Annotated in this window: 14 protein-coding genes and 1 other RNA gene; 8 read left to right on the top strand and 7 right to left on the bottom strand. The window is 63.4% G+C overall.

Features of this window, described 5'->3' with window-relative positions:
• Positions 1-18: 18 nt before the first annotated feature.
• Both ACEWFR_RS04160 and ACEWFR_RS04155 read right to left on the bottom strand, forming a co-directional pair.
• Entirely contained in the window at positions 19-891 is an 873-nt protein-coding gene (locus ACEWFR_RS04160; protein WP_374059843.1) for a phosphatase PAP2 family protein, read from the bottom strand.
• Between the two features lie 5 nt (positions 892-896).
• Positions 897-2,690 carry an ABC transporter substrate-binding protein gene (locus ACEWFR_RS04155; RefSeq protein ID WP_374059842.1) on the bottom strand — a complete coding sequence of 598 codons (1,794 nt, stop codon included), beginning with the start codon at positions 2,688-2,690 and terminating at the stop codon, positions 897-899.
• A 212-nt stretch (positions 2,691-2,902) separates the two neighbouring features.
• Here ACEWFR_RS04155 and ACEWFR_RS04150 point away from each other — a divergent pair, with 212 nt between their 5' ends.
• From ACEWFR_RS04150 to ACEWFR_RS04140, 3 genes are all read left to right on the top strand, one after another.
• Positions 2,903-3,199 (top strand): ribonuclease P protein component 4, encoded by a 297-nt coding sequence (locus ACEWFR_RS04150; protein WP_374059841.1) that lies wholly within the window; start codon positions 2,903-2,905, stop codon positions 3,197-3,199.
• A 130-nt stretch (positions 3,200-3,329) separates the two neighbouring features.
• On the top strand, positions 3,330-3,578 hold the full coding sequence (locus ACEWFR_RS04145; protein WP_098724026.1) for a YhbY family RNA-binding protein: 249 nt from the start codon (positions 3,330-3,332) through the stop codon (positions 3,576-3,578).
• Complete coding sequence (locus tag ACEWFR_RS04140; RefSeq protein WP_374059840.1) at positions 3,575-4,501, top strand: mechanosensitive ion channel family protein; 927 nt, start codon at positions 3,575-3,577, stop codon at positions 4,499-4,501. Before ACEWFR_RS04145 ends, ACEWFR_RS04140 begins: the two co-directional genes overlap by 4 nt.
• A gap of 25 nt (positions 4,502-4,526) precedes the next feature.
• On the opposite strand, the gene ACEWFR_RS04135 is transcribed toward ACEWFR_RS04140, so the two are convergent.
• Entirely contained in the window at positions 4,527-5,336 is an 810-nt protein-coding gene (locus ACEWFR_RS04135; RefSeq protein ID WP_374059839.1) for an outer membrane lipoprotein carrier protein LolA, read from the bottom strand.
• A gap of 358 nt (positions 5,337-5,694) precedes the next feature.
• Positions 5,695-6,006, bottom strand: an RNA gene (gene ffs, locus ACEWFR_RS04130) — signal recognition particle sRNA.
• Positions 6,007-6,210: 204 nt separating this feature from the next.
• Here ffs and ACEWFR_RS04125 point away from each other — a divergent pair.
• From ACEWFR_RS04125 to ACEWFR_RS04105, 5 genes are all read left to right on the top strand, one after another.
• Positions 6,211-9,816 carry a hypothetical protein gene (locus tag ACEWFR_RS04125; protein WP_374059838.1) on the top strand — a complete coding sequence of 1,202 codons (3,606 nt, stop codon included), beginning with the start codon at positions 6,211-6,213 and terminating at the stop codon, positions 9,814-9,816.
• Positions 9,809-12,322, top strand: a complete 2,514-nt coding sequence (locus ACEWFR_RS04120) for a VWA domain-containing protein (RefSeq protein WP_374059837.1) — start codon at positions 9,809-9,811, stop codon at positions 12,320-12,322. The genes ACEWFR_RS04125 and ACEWFR_RS04120 overlap by 8 nt, the downstream gene beginning before the upstream one ends.
• 245 nt (positions 12,323-12,567) lie before the next feature.
• Positions 12,568-12,912, top strand: coding sequence for a DUF5798 family protein (locus ACEWFR_RS04115; protein WP_374059836.1), 345 nt, complete (start codon positions 12,568-12,570; stop codon positions 12,910-12,912).
• A gap of 97 nt (positions 12,913-13,009) precedes the next feature.
• On the top strand, positions 13,010-13,990 hold the full coding sequence (locus ACEWFR_RS04110) for a PLP-dependent cysteine synthase family protein (protein WP_374059835.1): 981 nt from the start codon (positions 13,010-13,012) through the stop codon (positions 13,988-13,990).
• A gap of 102 nt (positions 13,991-14,092) precedes the next feature.
• A complete protein-coding gene (locus ACEWFR_RS04105) occupies positions 14,093-15,235 on the top strand; it encodes a hypothetical protein (RefSeq protein WP_374059834.1) in 1,143 nt (380 codons plus the stop codon).
• Positions 15,236-15,287: 52 nt separating this feature from the next.
• Here the strand turns inward: ACEWFR_RS04105 and ACEWFR_RS04100 are convergent, their stop codons facing one another.
• The 3 genes from ACEWFR_RS04100 to ACEWFR_RS04090 form a co-directional block, all read right to left on the bottom strand.
• The gene (locus ACEWFR_RS04100; protein WP_374059833.1) at positions 15,288-15,698 is read right to left on the bottom strand and encodes a CoA-binding protein; all 411 of its coding nucleotides are present in this window, start codon (positions 15,696-15,698) and stop codon (positions 15,288-15,290) included.
• A gap of 295 nt (positions 15,699-15,993) precedes the next feature.
• A complete protein-coding gene (locus ACEWFR_RS04095) occupies positions 15,994-16,626 on the bottom strand; it encodes an RAD55 family ATPase (protein WP_374059832.1) in 633 nt (210 codons plus the stop codon).
• A gap of 192 nt (positions 16,627-16,818) precedes the next feature.
• The gene (locus tag ACEWFR_RS04090; RefSeq protein ID WP_374059831.1) at positions 16,819-17,679 is read right to left on the bottom strand and encodes a geranylgeranylglycerol-phosphate geranylgeranyltransferase; all 861 of its coding nucleotides are present in this window, start codon (positions 17,677-17,679) and stop codon (positions 16,819-16,821) included.
• Positions 17,680-17,685: the final 6 nt, after the last annotated feature.

Genomic DNA, 17,685 nt, shown 5'->3' with positions numbered 1-17,685 from the left:
GGACCGTGCCCGCCGCGTTCAATCCTGTTCCTGACTCGAGGGGAGCCGTTCCTGCAGCCAGAGGAACCGGTCGCCGTACTTCTCAGTTAGCTCTTCGAGCGACCAGCGGCCGACGAGCCGATGCGAGAGGGTGACACAGAGGGCAGCGAGCAGTAATCCCGCAGTGACGTCGATTCCCCAGTGAATTCCGAGATACATCGTCGAAATCGCGACGCTCGCCGCCAGCACGACCGCGACGGGGAGCCACTTCGGAAACTCGGACCGCGTTTGCCACGCGAACGCCGCCACGGTCGCCGAAAGCGAGGTGTGAAGCGACGGGAAGACGTTCGTGCTGGTGTTGACCTCGCGGGTGAGATACTGGTACTCCGGGTTCGTATCGTACAACATCCGCTCCATAAGCTCGGCGGGCATTAGGTTCCGGGGGCCGTACGCGATCACGAAGATATACAGGATGAGACCGATCGCGTAGTTGAGCGCGTAGGCCGCCAACAGGCGGCGGAAGACCCGGGTATCGGAGAGGGTAAAGTAGGCGATCACCGGGAAGATCAGCAGGAACGTGTAGCCGTAGACGTAGATCGATGAGAAGTACGCCGACGTCTCCGGGGTCTGAATCGCCTGAAAGACCAGGATAAACTCCCCTTCGATGTTGTAAAACGCCGATGTCAGGCGGATCCCGATCTGCCGCGATAGCTTCGGTGCGACCTGTCGGGCGACCCGGTTGATCAGTAAGACGACGATCAACACAGCGATCACCGGGGCAGTCGTCTTGAGCCGAGTCCGCCACTCCGAGCGCGTTCGAGCGAGGCGCTCTCGGCCGATGAAGACGATGATCGACACCGGCACTAGAATCGCGATTACAACGGCGACCTGAGTCAGCACCTCGGCAAGCATCGCACCTAGTAGCCTCCAAGCAACCGACCGTTATCATCGTACCGGAACCCGGCGCTCTCGAACGTCGCTTTCGCCGCTTCGACGTTGAGTTCTCCGTCCGACCCGAGGAACCGCAGTACGGGGTCTTCGCCGTTCCACTCGAGGCTCTCGGGAATCCACTCGTCGGTGACCGGCGTTGCGACGGGGGTCGCGTGTCCGTAGAACACGTCCTCGACGATCGCTTCCTTGTCGATCAATTGCGAAACCGCGCGTCGGAAGTGCGTGTTGCTGAAGGGTGCGTTGCGGACGTTGAATCCGATATGGTAGAAGGTTCTCGAGGTGGATTTCAACTGTTCGACGTCCGGGGTGTCGGGAATCGCGTCCAACGTGTATGCGGAGAGCATCGAGGCCGTCACGTCCGCATTCCCGTCGGCGACCTGCCTGATCGCTGACGAGCTGCTGGGGGCGATATCGAATCGGAGTTCGTCGACGGTCGGCCCGGGGAGATTGACGTCCTCACGGAGCGTAAAGTGGTCCTCGTATCTGGTGAGGCGGAGTTGCTTGTCTTGGGTTCGACTGTCGAACTGGAACGGGCCGCTTCCGACCGGCGGGATGTGGTCCCCCGTGACGGCGATCCACCGGCCTTGCGGTGCGATGAACTCGCCGTCGGCAGCCCGTCCGTCTACCAGATCGTGCCAGTAGTGTTTCGGCAGGATCGGGACGGTAAACGCCCGCTTTGCGGCCTCCCGCCCACCCTCGAACGAGAACAACAGCTCGTACTCGCCATCGACGGCGTCATCGTCGACCGAGATCTCATTGATCACGTCGACGTGGCCCTGATACCGCGGTGCCGGCGACGAGGGCGCTCGTCCAAGCGACGTGTCTTCGAGGAACCGATAGGTAAAGGCGACATCCTCGGGGGTCAGTGGCTCGCCGTCGTGGAACTGACAGTCTTCGCGGAGGGTGACCGTCGCGGTCAGCGTCGACGCCTGCTCGCTGGCATCCGGTTCCGTCCAGTCCCAGGACGTGGCCAGCCACGGCTCTATCTCGCCGTTGTTGACCGTCCCCAGCGAATCGAAGAGCAGGTCGATAGTCGTGTTTCGCTCACGCATCGTCGCCGAGAGCGGATTGAGGTTGCTCGTCGCGCGAGCGTCGGTTTTGAGCGCGTGGATCTGATCGACGCCGTCCGCCGGCTCGAGACCGAGATAGCCGTGGCGGGTCGTGAGATCGGCCTCGTTCCAGCCCTCGAACCGATCCGCTCTGGCAAGGCGATACTCGTCGGGCATACAGATGGGGTCAAACGGTTTCGCCTGTGCCAGCGCTTTCAGGACCGATTGGACGTCTCGCTTCCGCTCGTCGCCCTCGGAGTGGCGTTGTCGCTCCAGTAGCGTGTCGAACGCCATATTGGTGAGCCCGAAGGGGTTCTGCCAGCCGGCTTCGTTCGCGTACGTCGAGTGGAGCGTTTCGTAGAGGAAGTCCGGATCGTAATCGGCGGGGTGGAGGCCGACGTAGATATCGAAGTCGTGATCGATCAGGACCGCTTTCAGCATCTCCGATTGCGAACGGACGTCCAGTGTGACCGCCATGCCGGCCTTCTTGAGGTTGCTCTCGAGACGGCGAGCGATCTGGATGCTCTGCTTGTCGCCTTCCGCCGGGACCGTTGCAATAGAGAGCGATAGCTGATCGTCGCCGGCCTGACCGACCACGCTTCGCACGCTGTTCATACAGCCGCTCGTCGTGATTGCAGCCCCCGTTGCGCCGGCCGCCAGAAACGACCGCCTGCTGAGACCGTCGTCGGGGAGGGTGGGGTTCCAATTCATAGCGTTATGTAGCACCTCCTATCATGTGATATATAACAATATTGCGTACTATGATTGAAGACGTGTCACTGTAAAGAATCTTTCTACTCGAGAGCAGATCCGCCTTGGACGCGAAGTCGTGTGATAAGTTACCGATCAACTTGATAGCTGTCCGTGATCTGACGCCGGTTTCGGAGCGCAACATCAATAGGTCGACCGACGAAATGTCGGGTATGGATGTCGCCGCGGAACGAATCGAGCGGCTTCACGACCTCGCTCGAGCGGCGGCAGCGGACGGCGACGCCGATCGAGCTCGCTACTACGTCCGCCTCGCGCGGCGAGTCGCGGAGCGAAACCGCCTCACGCTGCCCCTCGCATTTCGCCGGTTCACGTGTGACCGGTGTGACGCGTATCTCCGGCCGGGAGCCAACGCTCGCGTCAGGTTACAGGACGGTCACGTCGTCATCACCTGCGACTGCGGTGCGCACGCGAGATATCCGTACGAGGACCGCGTCTCCGACGCAGACTGAACCGCGACCTGTGACTGCTACGACCTGTGACTGCCGCGACCGAACGACGGCCGAATCACGACGCAGTCACTCCGCTGCCCGTCCGTGCCGAATCGAGAAGATTGAAACCGCTCCTCTTCCTTTCACGGGTATGGATCAACAGGAACTCAAGCGCCGCGCACACGACCTCGACGTGACCGTCTGGGTCGGCAAGAGCGGTATCGATGCCGTCGTCGACGAACTCGACGACCAACTGGACGACAGGGACCTCGTGAAGGTAAAATTCCTGCGGGCCGCACGCGCCGGCAGTTCGACCGAGGAGAAAGCGGCCGACCTCGCCGACCACGTCCACGCGGATCTCATCGATACGCGCGGGCACACCGCAGTGTTGCATCGATGAGCGGTAGTCCCGCGCAGCTGCTACAGAACGGAACTGGAGATCTCGGCGTGATCGAAAACGCACTCGAGGACGCGGGACTCAACGCGGCACAGGCCGGGATGGCCGAGGGAGCGATCCGATTCGTCGTCGCGCTCGCGGCGATCTGGGTGATCGGTCGGCTGGTGTTCGTCCCGCTAGTCAAGCGGGCCCTCAACAGGCGCAAACTGGACAAACACGCCCAGAACCCGCTGTTATTGCTTACCCGGTTCGGAGTCGGATTCCTCGCGTTCGCTGTCGCCTTCGGCTTCGCCGGCTTCGGCAACTTTCTCGTCTCGATGGCCGGTATCGCGGCGGCTGGCGCGCTCGCCATCGGACTCGCGATGCAGAACGTGATCTCGAACTTCGTCGCCGGCGTGTTCATCTACACGGACAAGCCGTTCCGCATCGGCGACTGGATCGAGTGGGAGGACGGCACCTACTCGGGCATCGTCGAGGATATCAGCCTCCGCGTGACCCGCGTCCGGACGTTCGACAACGAACTGCTCACGGTCCCCAACTCGGCGCTCACCGAGGGCGTACTCAAAAACCCCGTCGAAGCTAACAAGCTCCGGCTGAAGTTCGTCTTCGGCATCGGCTACGACGACAATATCGAGCAGGCGACCGAGATCATCGTCGACGAGGCCGAACGCCACCCCGACATCATGGACGACCCCGAACCCTCCGTCCGCCTGACGGAACTGGGCGACTCCGACGTCGGCCTCCAGTCGCGGATCTGGATCTCGAACCCGTCTCGTGCCGACTTCGTTCGAACCCGCGGGGAGTACGTCACCGCGGTCAAACGTCGCTTCGACGAGGAGGAGATCGACATCCCCTACCCCGTCCGCACGCTCGAGGGCGGCCTCGACCTCGAGAGCGGCCAGAGCGTCGTCCAGCCGGCAGAATAGCGCTGGGGTGTGAGAGGCAGCCGTCTCACCACTCTTCGACCGTTGCGTTTTCCGGCGGCTCGAACGCGAACGTCTCGTCCTCGAGGCCGGTGTTGAACGCGACCGACACGAACCGTTCGGTCATGACGATGCGCTCGCCGTTTGGCTCCTCGAACACGACTCGCTCCTTGAGCGGGTAGTCGTACTCCGTGTCGATCCACAGCGTCTGTTCGACGGCCTGCAGTTCCTCTTTCGGGTCGCTCGTCTCGAGGGCGTAGACGTACTTGGTGTCGCCAATGATAGCCGAAATTCCGTTTTCGACGGTCTCGTTTTTCGCTTCGACATCGAGAACGTGTGCGTCCCGGCCCGCGATCTGTTCCGTGCCCTGATACTCGAGATCGTACTTCTCGACCTTCTCCGCGGCTATCTCGGCCCGGTCCGATCGGACCGCGTCATCGTCGAACGGCTCGTCCGGCTCGAAGTACTGAGCCACTCCCGAATCGGGGAAGTAGAACCAGTTCATCGTCGCGTTCGAGACGTAGATGTTCCCGATCGCGGCGGAGTCCGACGCCTCGAGCACCTCGGTCCGCTCGTCGACGTACGGCCGTTTCTGGACGCGTTCGACCTCGGTAACAGTCACCGACCCGTTGGTCACCTTGGTTGTCCGGTTCCCCTGCACGTCCTCGAGATTGTCGGCGTGAACGAACGCCCCCTCGAACACCGCCTCGGGATCGGGGTTGTCGGGATCATCGGGATCGTTGGGATCGCTCGAGGGGGAGTCGAATGCGACGCAGCCACTGAGGAGAACGCCCACGACAATGACTCCGAGAGCCGCTGCGAATCGACGAGTCGTCATTAGTGTGCACAGCTAGAAGAGTTACCGTAAGTATTTCTGTTACTGTGTCCAGATAGCGGGCTGCTTTGTGACTCGAGTTGAATCACACAGTCAGTGGCCGGGAGCGCGGCTCGAGCGATAGTGAGAGCCGCACGACCCGGGGAAGGGCAGGCGGTTACCCGGTACCGACCGCGAGCGAAGCCGTGCGCGGCGCTACGCGCCGCGAGAAGTCGAACGGCCGAAGGCCGTGAGACCGGCTGAGCGAGCGGGCCGACGACTGATGTGAGTGAAACGAACGGAAGGAGGAGTGCTTTTGATCGAAATTTTACCGAAGGCGCGGCGAAGCCGCGCCTGCAGAGTAAAATTTCGTTGCGTATGAATGCGGACAACCCCGATTGCCCGGCGTTCCGACCGGGGGAATCTCGGTTGCCTTCTCCACCCCGCAACCCGTCGAGCGACAGGTGTCCGGCGATCCACTGCTCGCTTCCGCGCCTGATGGGTTGTCGCCGACTAACCACGATGGGGCGTCCCTGCGGACAGCCATCGTAGACCGCTGTCCCCGACGGACGAGGCTTCTCTGTTGGCTCCCGAGGCCCCGGTCGGTCTGACCGGACGCCCGCGGTGTTCGGTCCCCGCTAATGACCATAGCGCGGGTAACGAGCAGGGCCAAACTGCCCGACCTAGTCCATCTCAATGGAGTCGGGTGAGACGTAAGGGTCTTTCGTCTTTCCCGCAGACGGCCGTGTGAAATCGGATGGAAAGAGAGCGGCCGAACAAGCCCCATACTCACCCGAGGCACGGTCCGTCATCTCTGCGCTAGCCGAAACGATCAATTACGAGTAGTATAGATACGTGACTGTCAGCTTCGGATATGAATCGGCGGAAGTTCATCAAAATGACAGGTGGGGGAACGATAGTCGGGAATGCGTTACCGTACTCGGCGGGACTCGCTCGAGGTACCTCGGGGATGCAGTGGCAGGCTCCTAGTATCGAGTGGTCCCAAACGTTCGATCGAGGCGGCGACGATATCGCGATAACGGCAGTGGACGGCTCAGGTGACGGCTACCTGTTCGCCGGCCAGACGACGAGTGGTAGCGGCGGTCGTGACGCGTGGGTGCTCAAAACCGACGGGAACGGTCGCAAAGCGTGGCAGGAGACGTTCGGCGGCGGCGCACACGACTGGATTTCGGCGGCGACGCCAGCCGACGGCGGCTCCCTCTTGGCTGGCCAGACCGCCTCTCGAGGGAACGGCCAACTCGACGCCTGGCTGGTGAAGCTCGCGGCCGACGGCACCGAACAGTGGCAGCGGCCCTACGGTGGCACGGGGGACGACCGCGCCTCGTCGGTACTGTCCGAACCCGGCGGCTACGTGTTCGCGGGCGGGACGAAATCCGCGGGGAGCGGCGGCGTCGACGCCTGGCTCATGCGGGTCGACGAGAGCGGAGACGGCGACTGGAACGAGGTCTACGGCGGGCCCGGCGACGACTGGGTGTTCGACCACGTCCGGACGGACGACGGGGGGTATCTGCTCGTCGGCGAAACCGACTCCGCTGGAAGCGGTGGCCGCGACGCGTGGGTGCTCGCAACCGACGGCGACGGGACTGCGCAGTGGAATCAGGTCTACGGCGGGAGCGAGGATGATTACGCCCGTGCCGTCGTGCCGGCTCACGACGACGGCTACGTGTTCGCGGGCGGGACGAAATCCGCGGGGAGCGGCGGGACGAAATCCGCGGGGAGCGGCGGGACGGACGGCCTGATCGTCGAGATCGATTCCACCGGCACAGAGACGTGGCGAAAGCGGGTCGGCGGACGCAACGACGACCGATTCACGTCACTGGTCCGGCACGGAGAGGGGTATCTCGCCGTCGGTTCGACCGCCTCGGCCGGTCGCGGCCAGCAGTCGACGTGGGTCGTGAAGCTCCTCGCCGACGGCAAGGTCGTCTGGCAGACCACGTACGAAACGAACGCCGTCGACTACGCGAACGCCGTCGTCGGCGGTGACGATCCGCTCGTGGTCGGAGCGCTCGAGCAGGGTGGAACTGAGAGCGCGCGGCTGGTGAAACTGGCGGGTGAATCGTCGACCCTCGAGCCGCAGATCGACTACGCGCCGTCGGATCCGGGGACGGGTGAAGACGTGACCTTCGATGCTGGGGGCTCGAGTGCACCCGCGGACGCTACCTACGAGTGGGACCTCGACGGGGACGATCGCTTCGAGACGACCGGTCGAAAGATTACTACGCAGTTCGACAACGCGGGCGAGCACAACGTCTCGCTACGCCTCCGGGTTACCGGCGACCAGCGGAAGACCACGGAACCGGTGACGGTCATGGAGCGACTGACACTCACCCCACAGTCGCTTCGCCCCGTGCAGGTCGTCGAAAACACCTACGTGAGTTCGAGCAGCGTCACGACGACTATCGACGACCCGGATATGGTCGCCGATCGCCCGACTTCGGTCCTGTTTACGGTCGATGCCGAGAACGAATCGACACTGGCGGACGACGACGAGGTGTCGGTGACGGTCACGCAGACTCACGCCGATGGGAGCACCACCGAGACAACGGGGACGATGCTCGGAGAGACGATACAGCGCATCACCCGTTCCGATCAGCCGTCGATGACTGCACCGGTCGAGCGAACGTTTCAGGACGCGCCGCCGGACAGACGGCCGCCGGTGTTCGAACTCGCCGGGGACACGGAGTCGATCAGCGTCTCGCTGTCCGCCGCCGACGAGTCGGGACCGTTGCGTATCGATGGCACGTCGGCTCCAATAGAGGCGGGGACAGACTTCGATATTGCGGAGATGGAGCCGTTGACGATCGGATTTATTGCCATACAAGCACCAGAAACGACGCTCAAGGAGAAATTCGAGGCGATGGGGTTCAGTCTCGAAGACATCGACGAGGACGACCGGGATGAACGACTCCCTGCGTACGGGGATTCGGACGGCACGATCAGCCTCGACGACGAACCCGATTCGCGAACGGCGTTCGAATCGATCGTCGAGGAGTCCGTTGACTACCTCCGGAGAACCTACCCGGTCCCATCAGTCGAGTACGAGATACATCCCGACTCCCTCAAAGGGAAGACCGCGAGCGGATTTCTGCCGGATATCGGAACACCGGACGGACTCGAGACGGATCTTCGGACCGCGTACGACGAGGTCAGTTCGGAGTTTTCGGAAACGTCGTTCGACGAAATCGTCGCAGTTGTCCCCTCTTACTATCACCTCTACCACTACAGGGCAGCGAGCGGGGTCCACCTCGGATCGTCCGGGGCATACGAGGCGGTGGAACTTTCCCAGCCACAAGCCGCGTGTACGGTCGAGGCGAACTCGTCTCGGGAACACATGGCGGCGGTCGCCGCACAGGAAATCGGCCATCATTTTCACGGATCGTTCGCATATCCGGACGAGTTGTCGATGCGAACGCGAGGCGACTCGAGTTCCTCGGTCGAGATAGATAACAGCCACGCCCGCACGGAGGAGCGCGACGATGCGACCGGTACGGTCTACGATTCGACGGCCCTTCGGTCTCGCGCGTTTGACCTCTCGAACGGGATCTATACGTTACTTCAGGAGAGCGGCGAATTCGCTGACGCCGATTCGAAGTACGCGCCGGATCACGATCAGTGGACGCTGGGCTCCTATATGAGCTATACACGCCAACAGCGCTGGGCCGACGCGTACATCTATCAGCAATCGATCGACGACGAGCTGAGTCCGACACCGCCGGTCGAGCAGCTCGGTTTGGACTCCGTTCCGATCCTGTCCGGGAACGGTGTCGTGACCGACGACGGTGAGATCGAAATCGGGCCCACCACCTCCCGGCAGGGCAAACCCATGGCGTCTAGCAGTGACGGCGAGATCACCCTCGAGATCAAGGCCGATGATGGTACCGTTATCAAGACGCAGACGGTCGCGGATTCGATCGAAATCCAGGGTCACGGCGGCAACAACGATCGCCTTGAGGGTCACTTTACGTTCGCTGCGCCGTTCCCTGAGGAGACGACAGAGCTGGCAGTGGAACATGACGGGACGGAGACTAAAACGTCGATCAACCCGCTTGAACGGACGCTCACCGGTGCAGTTCGGTCGGTACCCGATCACGGGTTCACCGACGCACCGGCAGACCGCAGGCAGCAACTCCTGTCGACGGTAGAGTCGTTCTACGACCGGATGAAAGACGGCGAATACGACGCGGCTAGAGAGAGGTTAGACTCGTTGACGGCGAATATCGAATCGTGGATCCAACCTGAGTACGAAACGGCCGCAAACGAATACACGCGAACGGAAATTCTGGCGCTGGTCGAGGATATGGCCGGCCGAACTGATCGTATTTCAAATACGAACGAGCGCTCCTCGCTAGTTCCCTCGTGGGGACCGCTCGTCGGCGGTGCCGGTCTCGGCGCGCTGGGTGGCGGTGCGGCGCTGTACAGGTACCTCTCGAAAGAGAGCGAATCGGACGCGGAGACGGACACGAATACGGGGACGGATGACTGATTTCACACGAGACGGCGACAGCGACAGGCGTAGCATTTCCCGACGGCGATTCGTTTCGACGACGGCCGCCGCCGGTGTACTTGCGACCGGACGCACGGCGGCACAGAACGACGACGACGGCGGGGGCGGGGACGGTGGCGGAAGCGCCGTCAACGTCGGAACCACCGACACGATCGAGAACGCCGACGAGGTCAGATTCGACGAGGCGATCCCCGTCGGCGAACTCGCGCAGTTGTTCATCGAGTTCGACACGGCCGATCACCCGGTCATCGGAACCGACATTCAGTTTCAGGGGGTCGTCCTCAATGCGGTGGCCTCGAACGAGGAGCGAACCGCCGTCTCCGCCAATCTCGAGTGGAACGAGTTCGAGTGGGAGGGAGATCGCATACTCAGCCCGCTGTTCGAGCCGATGGCGTGGGTGAGCGGCGGCGACGTTTCGCTCGAGTCGTCGTTCTACGACGAGTATCAGCTGGTGCGTCTCGCGGGAACCGCGGACGCGGATCAGCGCTTCTTCGATCGGTACGGATCCGTCCCCTACGTCTGGGGCGTCGTCCCCGCGACGGAGTCCGTTCAGCCCGGAACGGTGGTCGACGTGACCGGGACGGTCGAATACGCGGGGAGAGACGACAGTACGGTTGAGTTCGGCGCGAGCGGCGTCTATCTCACCGTCACCGGCCTGGTTGACCGTGGCCAGCGAACCACGATCTCGGCGAGTACCTCGAGCGGCGACCGTGCCTCGTTCCTCGGGACCCAGCTCCGAACGCAACCCCAGCTGACAACCGGCCTCGCCGACCTCGAGTATTCCTACGAGACCGAGTTCCCGCGGCCGGCGGGCGGCTCGATCGTCACTCACGAGGGGCAGGTCGACTCCACTGATTACGAGAGCGGTGGCGTCGATACGGCGTCGATGCGGACGACGGGACAGCGGATCGTCGTCGGGGAGACGCGCCCGGGACAGTGGGAAGCCGAAAGCGGAGACAGCGGCGATTCCGCGGAGCCCGAGTTTCCCAACACCGTCGCGGTACTGGACACGTCGGGAAGTATGGACCAGCGGGACACCGTCTCGGGAGACTCCCGAATAGCGGTGGCCAAGCAAAGCGCCCGATCGCTCGTCAACTTCGTCGAGAACGGCAACAAACTCGGCATCGTCGATTTCGATTATCGGGCAACGACGACCTCGTCACTCGAGTCACTCGATGAGGACGCTCGGGGCGTCATGAAAGACGATATCGATCGTCTCTCTCCGAGCGGGGGGACGTCGATCGGCGCGGGGCTGCGAGAGGCCCTCGATCTGCTTCGGGGCACGACCGGGCCGAAATCGATAATCTTGCTCTCGGACGGGGAACACAACGAGCCGCCGTCGCCGGATTCGATCCTGCCGGAGCTAAAGTCACTTGGCGTGACAATTTACACGATCGGGATGGGATCGTCAGCGGGGGAGACGCTCCTCGAGCGGCTCGCAGACGAAACCGGCGGCCAGTCCGCGTTCAGACCGGAACCGGGAGAGATTCGGCAGGTGTTCCAGCAGTTCTCGATTTCCGTCCAGAATCGCTCTCAGATCACTTCCGAGCGGGCGGAACTCACGGAGGGCGACACGGCTTCGGGCAGCGCCACCGTCGACGGCAGCTGTGACGAGGTGCAGTTCTCCCTCTCGTATCCCGGGAGTGAGATTACGTTGCAGCCCGAGACGCCCACTGGTGAACCGCTCTCCGAGGGCGACGGCGTTATTCACCGTGTCGGAGAGACGAGCGAGATCTGGACCGTCGAGGAGCCCGAAACCGGCGACTGGTCGTTCACCATGACCGGCGAACAGCTCTCCCGGCCCGAGGTGGCGACGACCGAGGTCAGTGCGGACTCGCCGATCGATGCCGACCTGTTCATCAACGATTTCCACTACGAGCAGACGGGGATGTTCCGCGTCGAGTTGAAGGCCACGAACGGAGAACAACGCTACACCGGCGGTGACGTGACGCTGACCGCAACCAACGGCGACGAGACCGAGGAGATTGCCCTCCGCGACGACCGCGGCGGTCCCGATCCGGTCGGTAACGACGGGATCTACACGGGGTATTTCCATCCGGAATCGACAGGCGAGTACACGTTTTCGGCCGCCATCACCGGCGGCGAGGTGGCCGATCTGCAGCGGGACTTCACCCGGCGACTGCGGGTCGACGAGGTCGTCGACCCCATCCGGCCGTACCGCGAACGCGAGCCGCTATCGAGTGATACGTCGTCGACCGGCCTGCTCGAGCGACTCGAGCAGTACGCGCCGATCGTCGGGGTCGCCGCCGTCGGGGCGATCCTGGCCAAGCGCTACTGGCTCGGCGGAGACGACGGAGCCGGAACTGCCGCCGAAATCGGGGCCGAGACCGATACCGGGAGCGATGCCGAGGCCGGGACCGACGCCGAGGCCGGGACCGACGCCGAGACTGGTTCTGAGACGGGTACTGCGACCGGAACTGACGCCGAGACCGGGATAGAAGTCGGAGGCGGCGAGCAGCAGTAAGTCGCGGTTGTCAACAGTTTCGAGGCCGTTTTGCGGTCGAATTCGGAGTTCGTAGTATCGATTTCTTTCACTGCGCAGGATGAACCAATTCTCGTCCCCGACAGCTGCGCCGGTCAGGATGGGACCGCTCACAACGAAAAACACCGCGAGCCGCGACGAACGGCATACCGGCGAACGGCCGCTCGGTTCGATACTCGAGCGGGCGGAGGAAAAGGCCCATTAGTTACCCGACACATCCTTCGGGTATGGGACTCGGAAGCACCGCAAAGAAGATTCAGGGCATCTCGGACCGAGCGGAAGCGATGTACAAGCAGGTACAGAAACTCCAGCAGCGTATTACGGGGCTGGAAGAGGAGATGGACGAAACCCACGACACGGTCACGCGCATGGACCACCAGCTCACCGAACAGCGCGCGCTCTTGCTCGCCATCGCCGAGGAACAGGGGCTCGACGGCGAGGAAATCCTGGCGGAGGCGGCGATCGACGAAGCCGAACTCGAGGAAACGGCCGACGCTGAGAACGCCGACGGATCGGCGACGAGTTCGGACGCGACGGCCGAGGCGACCGCGGGCGACACGACCGCAGAATAACGGCTCGAGACTCCCGCCGTTTCGTCCGTTCACGTTCCCTGCCTCGGGTACCGCTTCGGGACAAGAGCTAACAGCGGGGATACCTTCTGCCAGCACGATGACGACCCACGAGGAGCCGGCGGACTCGGTCCTCGAGACGATCGGTCGAACGCCGCTCGTTCGGCTGCAGGACGGGCCCGCGGACGTCCCCATCTACGCGAAACTCGAGACGTTCAATCCCGGAGCCAGTATCAAAGACCGGATCGGGAAGTACATGCTCGAGCGCATGCTCGAACGTGGCGACGTGCCACCGGGCGGAACGATCATCGAGCCGACGGCCGGCAACACGGGGATCGGGCTGGCGATCGCGGCCGAGCAACTGGGCCTCGAGTCGATCTTCGTCGTCCCCGAGCGGTTCAGCGTCGAGAAACAGCAGCTGATGGCGGCGCTCGGCGCGGAGGTCATCAACACGCCCTCCGACGACGGCATGGACGGTGCGATCGCGCGCGCTCACGAACTCGCCGCGGAACTCGAAGACGCCGCCGTCCCCCAGCAGTTCTCGAATCCGCTGAACACGGAAGCCCACTACGAGACGACTGCACCCGAGATCTTCGAGGCGCTCGACGGTCGGGTCGGCGCGGTCGTCGCCGGCTGTGGCACCGCCGGCACGCTCATGGGAATCGCTCGCTACGCGCTCGAGCGGGACCCGGAAACCCACATCGTCGCCGTCGAGCCCGAGGGATCGGTGTACGGCGAACTCCTCGGCGAGGAGCGCGCGGAAGCCGAGTACAAGACCGAGGGCATCGGCACCCACGACACCGCGACCAACGAGCTGTTCGAGCCCGAACTGGTCGACGCGGTCGACGCCGTCTCGGATCGGGCGGCCCACGCGGAACTCAAACGGCTCGCCCGCGAGGAGGGCCATCTGGTCGCCTCGAGTGCGGGTGCCGCGAGCGTGGCGTCGAAACGGGTCGCCGAACGGATCGACGACGGCGAGCTGGACGTTCCCCACGAGACGGTCGTCACGATCTTCCCCGACTCGAGCGAGCGCTATCTCTCGAAGGGAATCTACCGCTCGTTCGAGGAGTGGACGTCGTAGACCGCCCCCAGACCGGGACATCGATCGACCGACGGACCGACGATCGATCCGGATGCGGCCGCTAACCAGTACACTCTTTTGATTTCCCCGGAAGAAGTGGGTATGAGCCGGCTGTCGGACCCCCTCCAGTCCGAAGCGGACCTGCCTCCGGCCCTTCGGCCGAAAGTCGACGCCTACGCCGACCAGGGCGGCCTGTTGGGTACGTTCACGTACTTTTTCGCGTCGCTCGAGACCGACGATGAGGAACTCGCCGCGAGGCTCGCGTCGATCCCGACCGATCTCTTCGTCGCGAGCGCGCTCCACGACGACGCGATCGACGAGGCGGAGACGTGGGGCGCGGATCGCAAGCAGCGCCTGAACGAACACGTCTCGGTCGGCGACCTCGCCTTCACGAACGTCGCCGCCGCCATCGCCGAGACGCCGGCCGACGTCAACCTGCGCCCGGTACTCGAGACCGTCCGCGAAATCGGGTCGGGCCAGCTCGCGGAGGAAGTGTTCGACACGACGACGGCGACCGTCGACGATGCGATCGCTCGCATCGAGGAGCGCGGCGGCATCTGGGGCGAGCTCGCGGTCGAGATCATTGCGGCTCTGGGCCGCTATTCCGACGCGCAACTCGAGTACCTGCGGACAATCGCGACGAACGGCCTGTTCGTGTTGACTGTCATCGACGACCTCGCTGACCTGCCCGAAGATGTCGAGAACGGCGTCGCGACGTTGCCGCTCGTCTGCTTCGACGGGGATCCCGACGAGTACCGCTCGACCGAGACACTGATCGAGGCCGTCCTCGCGTCCGACGTTCCCGACCGACTCGAGGAACTCATCGCCCAGCGCCGGGCCGAAATCGACGCCGCCGCGTCCGACTTGTCTGCCTCGCTCGGCCGATCGAACGAAGCGCTGCTCGCGGCCGCCGCTCGAGCGCTGACGTGGTACTGTGAGTCGGTCTGTTCGGTTCCGGTCGCCGAGACCGTCTCGCCGGAGCAGCGACGAGACATCCGCGACCGGCTGACGGGGGACGAGCGCTCGACGCGTCGGTACGTTGCCGAGCGCGTCGAAGAATACCGGCACCCGACTGCCGTCGACGCCGACGAAATCGGTTCGACCGTCACCGAACTCCCCGACGAACCGGTCGTTCGAACGGCGATCCGCCTGCAACACCTCGAGTCGATCGTCGACGGTGTGATGCACACGACCCTCGAGGACGCGCTAGCCGATCTTCGAACGGCGTCCGGGTCGGTTTCGTAATCGATCGGTCTACGGCGGCTTCTCAGGACTGCAGTCTCCCTCTGGCCACCCTTCAGGCCATCAACCGTCGATGCTGGACCTTCATGCATTGATCCTGGACGACGGTTCGACCGTCGGTCTCAGCGCGGGCCGCCGCCTCGTCGTCGCGAATGCCCTGCTGGGTCCAGATGACTCGCACGTCGTCGCGCTCGAGGGCTGCGTCGACGATCTCGCTCACCTCGTCGCTCGGGCGGAAAATACAGACGATATCGATCTCCTCCTCGACGTCCGCGAGGGAGTCGTACACCTCGCGGCCGAATATTTCGTCCGCGAAGGGGTTGACCGGGATCACGTCGTAGCCGTGCTCGAGCAGGTACTTCGGTACGTCGTGGGCCGCCTTCCCGGGCGTGCTCGAGCAGCCGACGACGCCGATCGCGTCGTATCCGAGAATCGTCTCGAGTTCGTCCGCGGATTTGACTGACATACCGTAGCGTACGGGCTCGTGGAGTAAACCCCTCGGGATCGTGGCGGCAGTGAGTTGCGGCGCGGAGGTATGGCGGCAGTGAGTTGCGGCGCGGAGGTATGGCGGTAGTGAGTTGTAGCGTCGAGAATGTCGATCCTCGGGAGATCCGATGCCGCACCCACCCCGAAATCCCCATCGCGTTCGGCCCCGTTCGATTTCCCACTCGATAGCGGACGGGCGGTCGGCCGTTACAGCGCTGAAATCGCAGTGGCTACGGCTACCTCCGATTGAGGATGGAAAAGGCCGTGACTGACACCTACGTCGAAAGCCCGGCCGTCCGAATCGTGGGCTCCTCGCCGTCGGCCGCTTCCTCGAGTTCGATGACGGCGTCGAACAGCTGTTTGAGCGTGTTCATCGTCTGGTCGTCGTGAGCTGTCGAATCGATGACGTAGACGCCCAGCGCGTCTGCACTCTGGATTCGACCCGTGAAGACGTGGAGGAACCGGAAGACGGTCTGCAGATCGGAGTACATCAGCAGCGTCGAGACGGAGTGCAACAGAACGCGGTTCTGGGTGACCCCTCGCGTCTCGTAGAACTCCTGAAGGTACTCGGAGAGTTTGATTCCGATGCCGGTCATATCAACTGGCGAGGAGGCGTATTTGATCCGCGGATCGTCGTCGATGGTTCCGATGCCGCGTTGTTTCGTTACGCAGTCGACGACGCCGATGTCAGGTTCGACGCCCTCGTCGACGCGGTCGTCGAAGCTCTCGAGGACCTTGTCTGCGCTATCCTTCGTGGTGACGATGATCGAGCCGTCACCGCGGTTCGCGCCGCTCGCGAGGATATCGAAGGCGATCCGTCGTTTCCCCGTCAGTGGCGGGCCCGCAACGAGTACGTTCGTCCCCGGATCGAGTTTGGCGTCCGGCAGGACATCTGCGAGGTCATACATACGGGATACTCACATCCATCGCCGTGGCAACGAGCTGGTACCACAGCTCACTCCGATAGCCGGCGTGTTGTATGAGAATACGCGAAGCCGCTTATAGTACTTTTGATTAAAATACACGGCTCATTCGTTCAATCGTCCCACATGTCCGGGCTATCGTCCACTTCCGATCGCGCTATACCGGTGCAATCGCCACTATAGCGACAGTGACATCGAGAGGGCAGCACGACCGACGATAAACGCCACTGCGGCGAGAAACATCCCGTACTTGAGATGTGATTGGCCGGCGGTCGGGTCTTCGAAACTCTCGTAGGCAGCGACGAGCATGATTGCGTCTGCGGGGACGACAACGAGTAAATACGCGACCCCGAACTCCTCGCGAAGGTACGGCATCGGACTGGCGACGACTGCCGCTACGAGCAAGAGGGCCGCGATGGCGAGCGCCCTGCGTTCCCCGATCGCGATCGGGAGCGTGCGGAGTCCCTCCTCGCGATCGCCCTCGAGGTCTTCGACATCCTTGATGATCTCCCGGGTCAGCGTTGCGATCGCCGCGAGCACGAAGAGCACGACCGCTGGACCGATCTCGCCCCCCTCGATCGCTGCCGCGCCGAAGAGGAACGTGCTGCCGACGAGGTAGGCGACGAGCGCGTTGCCCAGTCCCGGAAGGCCCTTGAAGAACTCGGTGTACGCGATCAATGCCAGGAGATTGACGACCGCGATACCGATCGCCAGCCGGGGCAGTGCCAGCGCGAGGACGACCGCGCCGGCGAAGAGGACAACGCTGAACGCCAGCGCGCCGCGCGGACTCACCGCACCGCGGGGGATCGCCCGCTCGGGTTGGTTGATCCGGTCGATCTCCCGATCGAAGTAGTCGTTGATCGCGTTCCCCGCACCGACTGCCAACGCAGTGGCACCCACTGCTGCGGCGACCGCGATCGGCTCCTCAGTCACGCCGCCGGCGACGAACGAGCCGATGAACGTCAACACGCCCGCCGCGATCACGTTCACCGGCCGCGTCAACTCGAGCAACCCGCGACCAGTCTCCCCGCCTGTCATACGCTG

The organism is Natrinema sp. H-ect4 (assembly GCF_041894845.1).
GTDB lineage: Archaea > Halobacteriota > Halobacteria > Halobacteriales > Natrialbaceae > Natrinema.
This window is presented reverse-complemented; position numbering and strand designations above follow the sequence as displayed.

Excerpts from the sequence above, each read along its gene's own strand:
- ACEWFR_RS04105 (WP_374059834.1), top strand. The coding sequence starts at position 14,093 with ATGAGCCGGCTGTCGGACCCCCTCCAGTCCGAAGCGGACCTGCCTCCG.
- ACEWFR_RS04115 (WP_374059836.1), top strand. The coding sequence starts at position 12,568 with ATGGGACTCGGAAGCACCGCAAAGAAGATTCAGGGCATCTCGGACCGA.
- ACEWFR_RS04155 (WP_374059842.1), bottom strand. The coding sequence starts at position 2,690 with ATGAATTGGAACCCCACCCTCCCCGACGACGGTCTCAGCAGGCGGTCG.
- ACEWFR_RS04110 (WP_374059835.1), top strand. The coding sequence starts at position 13,010 with ATGACGACCCACGAGGAGCCGGCGGACTCGGTCCTCGAGACGATCGGT.
- ACEWFR_RS04125 (WP_374059838.1), top strand. The coding sequence starts at position 6,211 with ATGACAGGTGGGGGAACGATAGTCGGGAATGCGTTACCGTACTCGGCG.
- ACEWFR_RS04120 (WP_374059837.1), top strand. The coding sequence starts at position 9,809 with ATGACTGATTTCACACGAGACGGCGACAGCGACAGGCGTAGCATTTCC.
- ACEWFR_RS04100 (WP_374059833.1), bottom strand. The coding sequence starts at position 15,698 with ATGTCAGTCAAATCCGCGGACGAACTCGAGACGATTCTCGGATACGAC.
- ACEWFR_RS04145 (WP_098724026.1), top strand. The coding sequence starts at position 3,330 with ATGGATCAACAGGAACTCAAGCGCCGCGCACACGACCTCGACGTGACC.
- ACEWFR_RS04140 (WP_374059840.1), top strand. The coding sequence starts at position 3,575 with ATGAGCGGTAGTCCCGCGCAGCTGCTACAGAACGGAACTGGAGATCTC.
- ACEWFR_RS04135 (WP_374059839.1), bottom strand. The coding sequence starts at position 5,336 with ATGACGACTCGTCGATTCGCAGCGGCTCTCGGAGTCATTGTCGTGGGC.
- ACEWFR_RS04095 (WP_374059832.1), bottom strand. The coding sequence starts at position 16,626 with ATGTATGACCTCGCAGATGTCCTGCCGGACGCCAAACTCGATCCGGGG.
- ACEWFR_RS04150 (WP_374059841.1), top strand. The coding sequence starts at position 2,903 with ATGGATGTCGCCGCGGAACGAATCGAGCGGCTTCACGACCTCGCTCGA.
- ACEWFR_RS04160 (WP_374059843.1), bottom strand. The coding sequence starts at position 891 with ATGCTTGCCGAGGTGCTGACTCAGGTCGCCGTTGTAATCGCGATTCTA.
- ACEWFR_RS04090 (WP_374059831.1), bottom strand. The coding sequence starts at position 17,679 with ATGACAGGCGGGGAGACTGGTCGCGGGTTGCTCGAGTTGACGCGGCCG.